Raw genomic sequence first — 12,778 nt, 5'->3', positions numbered from 1 at the left:
GAGCAATAATCACCACTTCATATTTATTGTTTTTCTCCCTTTTCCTTCTGGTTCTTTGCCTATACTTATTCTGGATTTTAAATAAATCTCTTTTTTTATTTTTGTCCATTGATAGACCTCCAAGCAGTTTAAGACTGATTACATATTTGGAAACAAGGTGACGGTCTCAGGACTTCAGGCCTGTTCAAAATCCACAGGGACTTCATCCCGCCCTGTATCTCCTAACCACCGTTACAAAAACAGCAGCCAACAAAACAATCAAACTATTGATCAATAAATAAAATCCCACCTGCAACCCATAGAATATGGCAAAAGCATCACGAATCACAGCCAGTGCCAGTATACCGCCGATCCCTCCGAATACAACCGATGAGAGCAGGATTGTAAACGCAGCGGAATACAGGCTCTTTTCTTTTTTAAATGAAATAAATCCCATAATATTTGAAGTTACAATAAACAATCCTATAAGGATCAAGAAAAAAGTCGTCATCATGTTCTCCTTTGAATAACCCGCCTTCTTTATTAGACGGGAATTACCGTAAGCAAGTTTTAAGCTCTTTCACAAAACTGCTCCATTTATTCATATTTTACCAATAAAGTAAATCATGTTACAATCGCTCACTTGTAATTCCTTTCTCTCCCTCCTCCATTCATATCCTCACTACAGTTCCATTAGAAGGATATATCTGGATATGTTAAAATAATCCATGCGTGCATTTTTAACAAAAGATAGGAGCTGTAACAATGAATAAAAGAGTAGTAGTACCGGCCATGTCGGCTATTTTGATCATGGGAATGTCCGCCTGTAGTCAATCCCCTAATGAGGAGGCCGCCGATCAGCCTGGAACCGATGCGGTCTCAGCAAGCACAGAGAAGCCCTCAAAACCGGAGGACTCATCTGCAGACAGTACATCGCCATCTGATGAGAATGAGAAAGACACTTCCACTGAAAACAGCAGCACGGAAACTTCAGAACAGAATGATAGGGACACAAAAGCAGATGGAAAACAAGCATACACAGAAAAACTGGACAACATCCAAAAAGAACTTGATGCCCTGCCATATAAAAAGGATTCTGATAAAGGCGTCACCAACGCCATGAAAGACTATTACGGTGTGGCATACGAAAAATATGACGAAGCATTGAATGAAATCTATGCACTGCTGAAAAAGGAGCTTTCTCCAGAGGTAATGGCCGATTTAAAGTCCCAACAAGTGAAATGGATAAATGAAAAGGAAGAAAAAGCAGAGAAAGAACGGCTTAAGTATGAAGGTGGAACGTTTGAAAATGTAGCCTGGTACATATCTTTATATGAGTCGACGAAGGACCGGTGTTATGAATTGGTTGAGGAGTATATGAGGGGTTGAATGGGAATTATTTGAAATGAGATGGTGGTTCTGGTGCTTCACATACAAAAGAACTGCCACTCTTCTTGAATCATGGCGACTTCCCTTATAACTTTTCCAGCTTACTAAATCTCAGACTGGTATCCTCATTTCCTTTCCACTATAATGGTAAAAAGGAGGTGAGTAAAATGGAAAAGCAGATCGTGAACATGTTAAATGAAATTCAGCGTAACATCAAAGAGCTTGACAGTAATGTGAAAGAACTTGACTGTAGTATGAAAGAACTTGAGAGTAACATGAAAGAATTAAAATCTGACGTACAAGCGGACATGAAAGAATTAAGAACTGACTTACGAGGGGAAATGAAAGAGTTAAAAACTGACGTACAAGCGGACATGATAGCGTTAAAAACGGATGTAAAAGACATTAAAGAAACAGTCAATCGAATTGAAGCCTCACAAACAGAAGATGTCATTGCGATGTTAAAAGCAGGCACGCAGCGTTCTGAAACGGACTTTCGTTATCTCAACACGAGAATCACAGATATTGATAAACGGGTCTTCACTCTTGAAAATCGGGCTGAAGATAATCGTTAATTCCAGAACCAAACGTTAAGACAATAAACCTGCAACTACTCTTGTATTATATTTTCCTTTCTTTGTACTACCCTTAGTAAAAAAATATCGACGCCTAAATAAGAGAAACATGAGGACGCTTCCGTTTCTATATTCCCCTTAAAACCCTCTACTTAATTCATTTTTTATTTTATATTATTTTATGTGAGCCTAACCATTCAATAAGTCTTTCAGCCCCGTATTCATATGATAGGTCATGTCTGTCGATAGTTAATATTTATATCCGAAGTTATCAATTAAAACATAATTATCTAACACATTTTTCAATTCGCTTAAATTTTGTTCTCCATCTATAAAAAATACCCATTTATCCTCACCAATAACTTTATAAGCTGTAACTTCTATGTCTAGACCATTTTCATAGTAGCCTATATGTAAGTGTTGAGCCGTTTCAAAATCCATACTGATTCCTCCTTTCAAGAAAAACATCTAAATACACTATAAAAACTCATACAATCCCTTCTTAAAATAATGACCCTATATCAATTATGCTCATCTTAAAAAGAGTTACATATCCAGGGTACTCATAAACTTGCTAATTGCACGCTTCCCCATTTCATCCCTATCCACATCTCAACTCTTTTGCTATACTTCTAGAATACCTTTCACTAAAATCCGAGGTGTTCATCATGATTAATGCAACCGGCTGGGTGACCTTTTCCTATACACCCAAAGCTGTCAAAAACTATAAACCAAAAGCAATCAAAACCATCAATTCTTTCAGCAAAAATGGCAATACATTCGACGTCCAAACCGTCTCACCCCCGTTCGACCGGGAAGGCGATATCGCCCTGCAGGTCAAATGCAACTTCGACATCAATATAAAAGAACGATATGGATTCCGGGAAGGTGCCGATTATATCAGTGTCATTTCGGATGAACTGCAGCAGATGCTGCCGATGGCCGGCGTGCCGATTACACAGATTACGAATATTTATCGGTTTTAGGGCGCGGTATACACCTCAAGCCTTTGGACAAAAACGGCGACTGCCCTACTCGGGCGTGCGCCTATATGAGTTGTGCTTATGTAACCATTACCGCCAAACCAAGTTCTTCACTAGAAAAACTCATACAGCCCCTCATCAAAATAATGAAATTCCTCCATGTTTACTCTATATCGAGTGTAACCCTCATAAAAAGCAGTTACATATTCAGGGTTATTCATAAATTTTCTTATCGCCAAGGATTCATCATATCGAGGATCTCCCACTGTCATACCAGCTACATCAATAAACAGTTGAACGTCTCCATCAATCACCATTACATTATCCGTTGTACAATCGCCATGAATCATCGTATGTATGACTGGTGCAGGCTTGTTAGTCTTCAGGTGTTCTAGTAATGGTAAACTCCCGTCACACTGGCCATTTTCAGCATGGTGTTGTGCTTTAACAAGCTGCCCTTCCAACCAATCCCCTTCACCTTTAAGAATTTCAAGCGGCTCTTTTTCATGGAATCGATGAAGAAATTGTCCAAAACTCCAGATCAACGATTTCCTTTCGGTGTCCGAGGCAGCTTTGGATAAAGCTGCCGTCAAGGACATCCCATCCTCAAATGACATAATTAGATGGTCACTATCCTTTTCCTCAATGAATCCAAAGTATACAGGAACTGAAATGACTGTTTTTTTATTCAGTTTTTTTAAAACCTGTGCCTCTTCCTTCAACCAAGTTCGATATTTTTCTTTGTATGAACTTTTAAGTAAATATGAACGATCACTTGTGAAAATTCTCCGCACCTCTGAAGTCCAGCCTTGTTCATCCAGCACGATAGTCTTATGTATGGAGCCTATTACTTCCTCGATTTTCCCTTGTAAAATATGATTCATATCTACATCTCCATCGCTTCTAAGTATGTATATAAAAATATTCTTTAGTTTGTATAAGCTTGTTTTTCCTTTCTCCTAGCTGTATAAAAACGTGAAGGTAAATAGTGAGACAACCAATATAAAGATTGAACCTCCGATTACCCAATATCCATTACCTTTTCTTCCTTTTTGGTATTCTTCAATACCGACTATAAAGGTGAATATCCCCAGCCCTAGATTACTAAAAGGAAGCCACTCACTATTTCGTGTAAGTAAAACCATTCCCGCCAACAAAAAAGTTACGATTCCAAAAAAGAATTTCGATGTTTTAATCAAAAAATCTTCCTTTCAAGCCAGCCTATTCGGTCATTTTCAGGAATCTCATCAAAGAAGAATTTTGCAGCTAATACGATTAAGGCCAGTAGAATGATATTCCTTAATATATAGACGGGACTTTTGGAATTCTTTGTTGATCCTTCAGTTTTCTTCAATTTATCCCTCCTATAGGATTCTGCTATGTTCCGGTCAGCCCAGGACAAATCCGTAAAAGATTAGATAAGAGCTGAGTTGTTTTATCTTCCAATGCTTTTTTCAAACTTATGGTATGCTTTTGAAGTAATGATTGAAATAAAATAAATACTTATAAAAGCAGCAACAGGCACAAACAGTAAATAAATCGTGGCAATAGGCTCAGGATCGCTCATATTGAAAAAGACAAAAATGGTTATTAACAATGAAAGGCCAATTGCTTTTATGATGTGGTTATTTTTTGTGCTCATAAAATATCCTCCTCTCATTTATGTGTGTTCATAATCCCCTCTTGAACATACCGACTTTCTTAATTAACTATACGTAAAAGGCCGTGGAAAGTTTCACATTATAGGAAGAACGGGAACGGTTCTAAGTAAGAAAACCGTCCCCGTTCTTCTGATAATTGAAGAGGAATTATCGGAGTTTAACACTATAATACCTTGCTTTTGGAACACCTTCTATTTCAAACATGCCATTCATAAGTAGATGTCTTAGTCTATACTCGAAAAACGGGTCGCCGACATATTGATTTAAACGTCCCATTACTTCACCAATAAGACGAGCAGATTTTATAAATTCGTTATTATTCTCAATATGTATTTTTCTTGCTGTGTCGATTATTAAATCATCGTAATAGGATTCTTCGACACTCTCTATCTTCTTGTCTTTCCATATCCTTAAAACTTCTTGTTTTGAAGATAACTGCACCCATTCCTGCTGAAACTTATTTCGATCAGTGTGAGTTAATGAGTTGTGTTTTCTGTCTTTCTCATAAATTAATGTTAACTTATCAGGTGATATTTCCCCGGTGTGTAACGGGAAAAATTCAGTTTCAGGAACACCGAATTGATTTTTATAGTTTGTAGTTGTATCCATTACAAAGATATCGTTTGTTTTTTCTTTCAATAAATATAGAACATACCTTAAAGCAGTTTGTTCATGAGCATTTTCCCCACTCCAAATGATGATCGGGGTATCACTTGGAATTGCGTTAATCTCTGATACAGTATGTTTGAAGTTGTCTTGATAGCTGTCTAACATTTCATCATCCATATTTATATGGTTTTCTAACCACTCATACCTGTTGCTTAGCCCCTTTTCATGCAATTGCCAAACAGGTCCAATGGAAAATACATCTGAAAAAGCAATAACCTTTTCTTCATCTTGCCATCCCATCTCTTTTAATACGATTCTTACACTCCCTGCAGTCGAATCACCGAATACAATATGTATAGTTTTGTAGTGTGTATTTTTCTCAAAATCTCCTTGAGGTTCAGGGATGCTATTATATAACCTTGTCAATTCCTCTATACATTCTTCGCTTGTAAAACTTCCGTCTCCACCACTAACTCTATAAAGATTTGTGGCTGTAAGCATTAAAACGCTCTTTGCATCTGAATCATTAAGGGCATTAATTTTTTTCCGTATTTTCGTCATTTTTTCTACATCCGACATAAAGCTGCTATTCCCACCTTTTTTCCTAATTATTTCAACTTTAAGCAGCATACTCAAGTCAAAAATTCATAATTAAAGAGCTTACCTAAGTTCTGGATAAGCTCCCGTTACTTCATAAATATCCTTCATTTATGAAGCATGCCCCTAATAACATTTATCGGTTGAACTTTTTAAAATCATCAATATAAAAAGCGACATAGCCACAATTTGGACATACAGAAGCTTTAGGTTTTGCCGATATGCTATTGAAAAGCCCTTTCCCTTTTTGACTAATTTTAATTCCAGAAATATCAGCCTCAACAGTCACCTTACACTCATCTATCATCTCAGTTTGACATTGATTACATAATCTTTTCACTTTTAAACAACCCCTATAATAAATTAGTTTTGATACTTCAGCTTAGGATGCTTTATTTAGATGTGGGAAAAAGGAGAACAGGAGAATAGGAACCCTCCCCCCTCAACCTCTGGATAAGCCCGGATGATTGAGGGTCTGTCCCCCGGCACACTAAAGTGGGGTCAGACTCCGAAATACGTCCTTCTTCTTTATTTCAGTTACCAGCTGTTCCTTATCTGCAATGCAGAAACAAAAACCAGACATTTTTTCAATTGTATGTAACCACTGGTGGTTTAATAAGTGGAGTTTTTTCCGTTATCCTGCAGAATCGGGCTAGGTTGGGGGATATAAGGGAAGTTTTTCCCCTTAAGGCAAGGTATAAAGGTCGACTTTAATGCTTTTGGAGTAAATAGGGGAAATGGTTCCCTCTATTTGCTCCATATCTTGTACAAATTCCTCAATAAGAGGAATTTCTTCCCTTATTTTGATCGTATATTTTACGTGAATAAATGCGGAAAGTGGATCGTATTTAAACTCGTGGAGGGATTTGGGTCTACTTAATCTTTATCTGAAACCAAATCTATAATTAAAAAGCAATAACCCACTTTCCCAGGATGTATCCTAATGAAAGGCATAAAAAGCCGAAAGTAACAAGAAAACTATATTTTAACGTTATCCAGGGACGGTTTTCACACTACTTTTTTGTTTTATATAATGAGAAAAGTAGAACGGGAACCGTCCCCACTCTACCTGACCGCTTGTATCTCCAATAATTCTATGGAATTACCATCTGGGTCAGAAATTCCTACTGAGGATTGACTTTCCTCTCTATTAATTTCCTGAATTTGTTCACCGGAATACCGGGAAACTTTAGATAGAATATCTTCCAAGTTTGGTACTTGTACAGTAAATTGGATATTATTTTTTTCAGCATTAATTCCTAACATTTCATTCGGGCAAAATAATAAACCAATTTCTCCTATCTTTCCTTTATAAAATCTAAATTCCCCCGCCTGGAATGGGCTCAAATCGGCAGAAAAAAGTTTATTATAAAAATCAACCATCTCATTCTCTTGATTGTAAGCGATTGTTATTTTCGAGACTGCAAAAGAAATTCCACTCATTAATAGCACATCCACTAATATATTATTCGTCAAAAAATTTAATAAGCCTTTCTCTGCAATAAGAATCGATTATGGAATAACAGTATCTTCAACTATCCTCCCCGGTAGTAGAAGAAAACCATAGTTACTCTCAGGAAGTAACATCACTTCTTTTTCTAAGTAAATATGGTGCTGACGAGTTAGATTTGATCAGTCCTTTTGTATCGCTTGTTATATGGAGGTAGTCTTCTGCCTCTTGAACATTCATCCAAGTAACCTCTTCTATTTCTTCAGGCATAGATATCGTAATCTCTCCACCGGTGATCTTCCCTCTAAAAATAAATAAAACGGCGTGGTGGCCCCTGTCCTCAAAAAACCCCTCACTCACAGGTTCATCAAATAGCAGCACATATGTGACATCTACTCGCTTCATAAGATCATTCACATCCATTTTAGTTTTTTCTCCTTTAACATACTACCAATTATTTCAAATATCATGATTCTGAGCAATCCTCTTATTCTATAAAATTGTCCTGTCATGAAGATTGGCACTTATATTTAACCTACTTACCGTTAAAAAGGGAGTCGAAGGAACAAGTAAGGTGTCCAAAAACCACTAAAAGGGACAAGGCGGCCGCCTTGTCCCTTTTTAACTCTATTCGCAGTGAACCTAACACTTTCTCTCACCTTATATGTGCCAGTTCACCCGCTGTTCTTATCTAAGCACGCAATAATGCTCCGTTTGGCTCTTTTAACTCCTGCTCTACTATTTGATTCATCTTAGAGAAGTGGTCCAGAAATTGTTGTGCGAGCTCTTGTTCCTCCGTGTCACTTTTCAATGAAACGATGTCGCGCAGGATCTGAGCCATCCACGTATTATCAAAATAACGGTACTTCCCTGTATTCCATGTCATTTTTTGAGGGGATTTTTCATTGACATAGTACTTCCAAAAAGGCATCTGCTTCGATTCCTCGTCTGTAAGTTTGAGTCTGTAATGGGAATGTGCAGGAATATTCCCATCTTCACAAAGTTTACCGATGAAATTATCCTTCACCATATAGACTCCTAATATCCGCCTGTCTTTTTCAGGGATGCCGGGGTCGACCGCTGTCAGCAGGACCGCACTGTTTTGGTGTAAGCGACTGGGCTTGTTTGGCTTACCCTTATTATTACCACTTTTTATTTCACCAGAGGAAACTGTCCAATCTGAAAAGGGGCTGCTCTGTTCTTCTGTATCGCACCGGTAAACCATCTGCGATTCGGGATGAAGTTTATGATTTTTCATGAGTTTTTCATGACCCGCTCGAAGCTCCTGGTATTTTCTTTGCCGTGCCTTTTCCTCTTCCTTCTGCATTTCTTTCTCTTTGAGTTCCATTTCCTGCTCGTGTAAAATTTCCCCAAGTGAATTGGCAGCATTTTTATCATGTAGTTTCAAGTGCTGTCCAAATACATCCGGGTAAACAAATTTTTTATTTTCTGAAGCGAAATGTATTTCAACTACCGTATCATTTTGTTTAACGATACTTCCCGTACCAAACCGCTCATGTGTAACTTTCTTATTGATTAAATTCAATATAGTAGTCCTCCTTGTATAATATCTTGGGTCCTATTACCTAAAAGCTCACAAAAACTGTTTGAATTTCCCTACGGAATAAATATGATTTTTAACTAAACGTTCAATATAAAAAAATCACTTGGTAATAATTGTAGCATTTTTATGATAAAAACACAAATTAAGTGTTGACAACCTATTTTAATGCGATGTAAAATAAAGTTTTACTCAAATCCTGATGATTGTTCAACCCTTAAAGCATGGGGACGTTCTGCTGCTTCCTACTAATCAAAAAGGAAGCACGACAACCGTCTCCATGCTTCCCTAATTTCCCAAATCCATATAATGAGTGGAACTTGGATATATATTTACTTTTAGAAATCCATTAGATGTGTAAAAATTATCACCCTCTGAAGTATTTGTGCGAAGTACTAAAATTTTATAATACTTTTTTGCTTCGTTAATTATGTTTTTTAATAACAAGCTTCCAATTCCGTTTCTCCTATACTCATTAATAACATAAAATCTTCTCACCCTACCTATATAAGGTTTAGTTGAAAAAGGGTCTTTATTCAGTCCGCCAATTGCAACTATTTCACCATTAATATTAAAAACTCCATACAAAGCTTCACCCAAATTGTTAAAAGTATTAGTGCCATTTTTATAGTCAAAAACTAATCTTTCTCCAATAAGAAATCCTTCTTCTTTACTTTGCTTTATTATGATATTCAAGTCCAAATTTAACAGATTATCTATTTGCTTTACTTCGTATTTTTTCATTTAAACCCTCCAAATGAAGCATTTGGGCCGGTTCTGCAGCTTCCTTTTTGCTCAAAGGCAGCTGCAGAACCGGCCCTCTCCCAATCCTCTACTCCAAGCAAGAAAGCTCTATCGTTACAACTGTTCCTTCTCCTTCTTCACTATCAAAAGAGATTTTTCCATTATGCTGATGTATGATCTTCAGGCATCGCATCAGTCCAAGGCCGGTCCCTTTTTCTTTGATGGAATAGTAAGGCTCACAGAGGTGTTTTAGCCGGGCTTGACTGATCCCTTTTCCGTTATCGATTACACGGATACGGGCTTTATCTTCCACACGGTCCAGTTTTACGATTAGCTGTCCCGCCGGTGACATGGCTTCAATCGAGTTTTTGAATAGGTTGATAAAAAGTTGTTTGAGCTGCGGCTTAATACCGTGTAAAAGCAGCCCCTCATGAGAATCGCATTCTATAGTCGATCTGATTTGTTTTTCATTAAGTTCCGTCCCGACCGCAGTAAGGGCAGACTGTATGATGCCAACCATTTCAACATCCGTCCATTCATCATTCTGTGAGTGGGACAGTTCAATGAATTCATCGGTAAAGCGGTTGATTTGCTCCAGTTCTGTTTTTATGACCGGAAGGAAATCAAATAGTTTATTCTTATCATCGCCTTCTTCGATCAATTTCAAGAAACCCATGATTCCCGTAAGCGGGTTGCGGATTTCATGCGCGATCCCCGAAGCCAGCTGCCCAACCAATGCCAGTTTTTCAGACTGTTTAAGAAGCAGATCCATTTCCTTTTTCTTTGTGATGTCTCGGAAAGTGGAGATCACGTATTCAATCTTTTCGGTACTGCCTAATTCAAAAATGGCTCTCGTGTCAACGAGTATCCATCTTCTTTCGTTTCTTAGAGGATTATGGATGGCCAATTCAACATTGCTGTGGGATTCTCCGGTACTCAACGTTTTCATAGCCGGGTGTTCTTCCCCTGATATGCCATCGCCTGAATCATTTATTGCTTCCCACTCCTCATTCATGGAAGACATGGTGATTAATGCCTCTTTACTGTATCCAAGAATGTCACTTGCATTTTTGTTCGCATAAACGATTTTTCCGGACGAATCTTGAAGGACAACACCGCTGGTCACGGCTTCATAAATCCTTCTATGATGCTCTTCAAGTGTTTTCTTTTCCGTAATATCACGGGTCACGCCGACAATCTTCTTTATGCTTTGATTTTTTATAACAATCGGTGATAAAACACTATGGAAATAGTGCTTCTTTCCATTTATCGTGAAATCCCATTCAAATTCAGTTGTATAACCTGATAAAGCCTGTTGTGCTGCATTTAGGTGCATAATGGAACCATTGAAAATTTTCTTGATGGACTTCCCTTCGAACATTTCCTTCGTGAACCCGTTCGATTCGATCCACTTTCCAAAAACGCTCATGACCGTCAACGATTGATCAATCGTGAAAACAAAGTCGTCCATGGACGAGACCAATGTCTTGTATTTTTCCTTGCTGTTTTCCAGCTCATTAAGAGAGTGAACCTGTTCGGTGATATCCACTCCTGTCGCCACAACATACTCTATATTTCCCGTTGGATCGTTAAATACAACGTTTTTCCATTTGACGTATTTTCTTTCCCCATTCTTCGTCATCCAGTAATTCTCGTATTCGGCGGGGATTTTCCCGGACAAATAGTTGTCTATGATCCGATTTTCTTCCTCTTTTTCTAAAAAGAGGTCCCAAAACTTCATGTATTGCACTTCTTCGAGTCGGTACCCGGTGAATGCTTCGGTGAAGGTATTCCAGTGAGCAATGCGGCCTTCCTTATCCAGGATCAATACGATGGACTGTGTGGTGTTCATGATGGTATTCAAATAGGTGTTTTCTTCTTTAAGGACTTCGTGATAACAGCAAGGGGCCGAATATTCTTTCAACAGGCAGAAAACGATGCGTTTCCCTTCTATGTCAATCAAGGATACATTTAATTCCACAGGAATCATGGTGCCGTTTCCATCCGGAACGTCAAGGATCGTTGTAAATTTTTCATTCTTAAGAAAGAGATTTTTAATTGTGCTGAATGCGAGGGGGGACAGGTGGCTGAAAAAGGACATCACATCTTTCTCCATCAACTCTTTTTCTGGAAACTTCAATAAAGCACAAGCTGCTTCATTCATCTCAAAAAGTCGATAATGATCAATCTCCTCATCCACTATTTCAATAAGTAAAACCGGATAGGCAAGATTTTTAATAATGTCTCGATACAGGGACGGATCATTTCCTACCATCTCCATCTCCATGTGACACCTCCTGACTGCATTTTTTACGGATGATGCTGTAAAGATAATAGCCCGGAACAGGTGAATATTTTACTACAGAGACGCAAATACGAAAGATATGTTTCTATTATTTTATCACAAAATAGGCAAAAAGAAGGAATGGCTCTCTTACTTGGTAAAATATTTATATTCAACACAAACGCCCATCCTTCCGTCTGACGAGTGGGTCCCCAAAGATTTTTCGACAAGTAGGTTGATAAAACAGAAAAGTGGAATGTATTTTTAAAATGTTGCACGTAAATATGGAAAGAGGAACGTATTTTTCAAAAGTGGAACGTAAATGCTCAAAAGGGAATGTATTTTTCATGAAGGAGGAATTCAGGTATTTTTACGAAGCTCTCAAGAAGGTTTTTGGTGTAGAAATTGACCAGTGTCAATGATTTAAGGATGTTCTACACTTAACCATCAAGGTTAATCAACGTATTCTCATATTAATGCCTCTACAAAAATGAAAAAAGAAGCAAGAGAACCGTCCGAGACCAGTGAAAAAGTAGGCTTTCAAAAAACATATTCGCTTTAAATTGGTTATTTTTGTATATCGTAGTGTGATTTGACTGTTTTTATTGTAAAACGGGGGATTTAGAGGTAGATATCCTCCGTATTTTTAGGATACCAATGCCGCAATTCTTTTTAAATTCACTGCGATGGCAGTGAGTTTTGATTGTGTAGAAACACTTAAAAGACCATACCCCCTGGCTCGGGATAGGCCATGAAACCTTTTCAGCTCCGCATTCTTTCCTTCTATGGAAGCTCGTTTCTTGTATTTTTCTTTAAATCCTTCTGTCTTTTGCTGTTGGGAGAGTTCATAAAATTGAGCCGTGTTCATCCCGACTGTAAGAATTCTCCGAGCACGATTTTGTGTACAGGAGTCGTGTAACGGACAGGCCTTGCACTGTTTTAACTC

The 12,778-nt window shown here is 37.9% G+C and carries 16 protein-coding genes and 1 pseudogene; 3 read left to right on the top strand and 14 right to left on the bottom strand.

Annotated features, from left to right (window positions below; all coding sequences use genetic code 11):
• Window positions 1–202 precede the first annotated feature (202 nt).
• On the bottom strand, window positions 203–493 hold the full coding sequence (locus tag BHE18_RS03930) for a 3-isopropylmalate dehydrogenase (protein ID WP_235860244.1): 291 nt from the start codon (window positions 491–493) through the stop codon (window positions 203–205).
• A gap of 251 nt (window positions 494–744) precedes the next feature.
• Between BHE18_RS03930 and BHE18_RS03925 the strand changes: the two genes are divergently transcribed.
• Both BHE18_RS03925 and BHE18_RS22650 read left to right on the top strand, forming a co-directional pair.
• Window positions 745–1,368, top strand: coding sequence for a lysozyme inhibitor LprI family protein (locus BHE18_RS03925; protein WP_071617334.1), 624 nt, complete (start codon window positions 745–747; stop codon window positions 1,366–1,368).
• A 167-nt stretch (window positions 1,369–1,535) separates the two neighbouring features.
• A complete protein-coding gene (locus tag BHE18_RS22650) occupies window positions 1,536–1,943 on the top strand; it encodes a hypothetical protein (RefSeq protein ID WP_083573607.1) in 408 nt (135 codons plus the stop codon).
• 249 nt (window positions 1,944–2,192) lie between these two features.
• Here the strand turns inward: BHE18_RS22650 and BHE18_RS03915 are convergent, their stop codons facing one another.
• On the bottom strand, window positions 2,193–2,384 hold the full coding sequence (locus tag BHE18_RS03915) for a DUF3986 family protein (RefSeq protein ID WP_171910647.1): 192 nt from the start codon (window positions 2,382–2,384) through the stop codon (window positions 2,193–2,195).
• 227 nt (window positions 2,385–2,611) lie between these two features.
• Here BHE18_RS03915 and BHE18_RS03910 point away from each other — a divergent pair, with 227 nt between their 5' ends.
• A complete protein-coding gene (locus BHE18_RS03910; RefSeq protein ID WP_071617333.1) occupies window positions 2,612–2,929 on the top strand; it encodes a hypothetical protein in 318 nt (105 codons plus the stop codon).
• Window positions 2,930–3,039: 110 nt separating this feature from the next.
• On the opposite strand, the gene BHE18_RS03905 is transcribed toward BHE18_RS03910, so the two are convergent.
• The 12 genes and pseudogenes from BHE18_RS03905 to BHE18_RS03855 all read right to left on the bottom strand — a co-directional run.
• Window positions 3,040–3,810 (bottom strand): phosphotransferase family protein, encoded by a 771-nt coding sequence (locus BHE18_RS03905; RefSeq protein ID WP_071617332.1) that lies wholly within the window; start codon window positions 3,808–3,810, stop codon window positions 3,040–3,042.
• 75 nt (window positions 3,811–3,885) lie between these two features.
• Window positions 3,886–4,071 (bottom strand): DUF3953 domain-containing protein, encoded by a 186-nt coding sequence (locus BHE18_RS23915; protein ID WP_369122136.1) that lies wholly within the window; start codon window positions 4,069–4,071, stop codon window positions 3,886–3,888.
• A gap of 50 nt (window positions 4,072–4,121) precedes the next feature.
• Complete coding sequence (locus tag BHE18_RS23120; protein WP_171910646.1) at window positions 4,122–4,280, bottom strand: hypothetical protein; 159 nt, start codon at window positions 4,278–4,280, stop codon at window positions 4,122–4,124.
• An 81-nt stretch (window positions 4,281–4,361) separates the two neighbouring features.
• Entirely contained in the window at window positions 4,362–4,568 is a 207-nt protein-coding gene (locus BHE18_RS03895) for a hypothetical protein (protein WP_071617330.1), read from the bottom strand.
• Window positions 4,569–4,734: 166 nt separating this feature from the next.
• Window positions 4,735–5,775: a DUF1835 domain-containing protein gene (locus BHE18_RS03890; protein ID WP_235860243.1), complete on the bottom strand. Its 1,041-nt coding sequence runs from the start codon at window positions 5,773–5,775 to the stop codon at window positions 4,735–4,737.
• Between the two features lie 154 nt (window positions 5,776–5,929).
• Window positions 5,930–6,133 (bottom strand): hypothetical protein, encoded by a 204-nt coding sequence (locus tag BHE18_RS03885; protein ID WP_071617329.1) that lies wholly within the window; start codon window positions 6,131–6,133, stop codon window positions 5,930–5,932.
• Window positions 6,134–6,858: 725 nt separating this feature from the next.
• Window positions 6,859–7,236: a VOC family protein gene (locus BHE18_RS03880; RefSeq protein WP_071617328.1), complete on the bottom strand. Its 378-nt coding sequence runs from the start codon at window positions 7,234–7,236 to the stop codon at window positions 6,859–6,861.
• A 130-nt stretch (window positions 7,237–7,366) separates the two neighbouring features.
• Window positions 7,367–7,666 (bottom strand): NUDIX hydrolase, encoded by a 300-nt coding sequence (locus BHE18_RS03875; RefSeq protein ID WP_071617327.1) that lies wholly within the window; start codon window positions 7,664–7,666, stop codon window positions 7,367–7,369.
• Window positions 7,667–7,934: 268 nt separating this feature from the next.
• A complete protein-coding gene (locus BHE18_RS03870) occupies window positions 7,935–8,789 on the bottom strand; it encodes a malate synthase (RefSeq protein ID WP_071617326.1) in 855 nt (284 codons plus the stop codon).
• Window positions 8,790–9,092: 303 nt separating this feature from the next.
• Window positions 9,093–9,548 carry a GNAT family N-acetyltransferase gene (locus BHE18_RS03865; protein ID WP_071617325.1) on the bottom strand — a complete coding sequence of 152 codons (456 nt, stop codon included), beginning with the start codon at window positions 9,546–9,548 and terminating at the stop codon, window positions 9,093–9,095.
• A gap of 88 nt (window positions 9,549–9,636) precedes the next feature.
• Window positions 9,637–11,835, bottom strand: coding sequence for a PAS domain-containing sensor histidine kinase (locus BHE18_RS03860; RefSeq protein WP_071617324.1), 2,199 nt, complete (start codon window positions 11,833–11,835; stop codon window positions 9,637–9,639).
• 646 nt (window positions 11,836–12,481) lie between these two features.
• Window positions 12,482–12,778, bottom strand: a pseudogene (locus BHE18_RS03855) (transposase); the annotation flags it as partial.

The sequence above is a fragment of the Rossellomorea aquimaris genome, assembly GCF_001877785.1.
Lineage (GTDB): Bacteria > Bacillota > Bacilli > Bacillales > Bacillaceae_B > Rossellomorea > Rossellomorea aquimaris_A.
The sequence above is the reverse complement of the archived record's forward strand: the minus strand, read 5'-3'. Positions and strand labels throughout refer to the sequence as shown.

Bases quoted from the DNA above. Each gene is read 5' to 3' on its own strand.
- BHE18_RS03930 (WP_235860244.1), bottom strand. From the start codon at position 493: ATGATGACGACTTTTTTCTTGATCCTTATAGGATTGTTTATTGTAACT.
- BHE18_RS03925 (WP_071617334.1), top strand. From the start codon at position 745: ATGAATAAAAGAGTAGTAGTACCGGCCATGTCGGCTATTTTGATCATG.
- BHE18_RS22650 (WP_083573607.1), top strand. From the start codon at position 1,536: ATGGAAAAGCAGATCGTGAACATGTTAAATGAAATTCAGCGTAACATC.
- BHE18_RS03915 (WP_171910647.1), bottom strand. From the start codon at position 2,384: ATGGATTTTGAAACGGCTCAACACTTACATATAGGCTACTATGAAAAT.
- BHE18_RS03910 (WP_071617333.1), top strand. From the start codon at position 2,612: ATGATTAATGCAACCGGCTGGGTGACCTTTTCCTATACACCCAAAGCT.
- BHE18_RS03905 (WP_071617332.1), bottom strand. From the start codon at position 3,810: ATGAATCATATTTTACAAGGGAAAATCGAGGAAGTAATAGGCTCCATA.
- BHE18_RS23915 (WP_369122136.1), bottom strand. From the start codon at position 4,071: ATGGTTTTACTTACACGAAATAGTGAGTGGCTTCCTTTTAGTAATCTA.
- BHE18_RS03895 (WP_071617330.1), bottom strand. From the start codon at position 4,568: ATGAGCACAAAAAATAACCACATCATAAAAGCAATTGGCCTTTCATTG.
- BHE18_RS03890 (WP_235860243.1), bottom strand. From the start codon at position 5,775: ATGTCGGATGTAGAAAAAATGACGAAAATACGGAAAAAAATTAATGCC.
- BHE18_RS03880 (WP_071617328.1), bottom strand. From the start codon at position 7,236: ATGAGTGGAATTTCTTTTGCAGTCTCGAAAATAACAATCGCTTACAAT.
- BHE18_RS03875 (WP_071617327.1), bottom strand. From the start codon at position 7,666: ATGGATGTGAATGATCTTATGAAGCGAGTAGATGTCACATATGTGCTG.
- BHE18_RS03865 (WP_071617325.1), bottom strand. From the start codon at position 9,548: ATGAAAAAATACGAAGTAAAGCAAATAGATAATCTGTTAAATTTGGAC.
- BHE18_RS03860 (WP_071617324.1), bottom strand. From the start codon at position 11,835: ATGGAGATGGAGATGGTAGGAAATGATCCGTCCCTGTATCGAGACATT.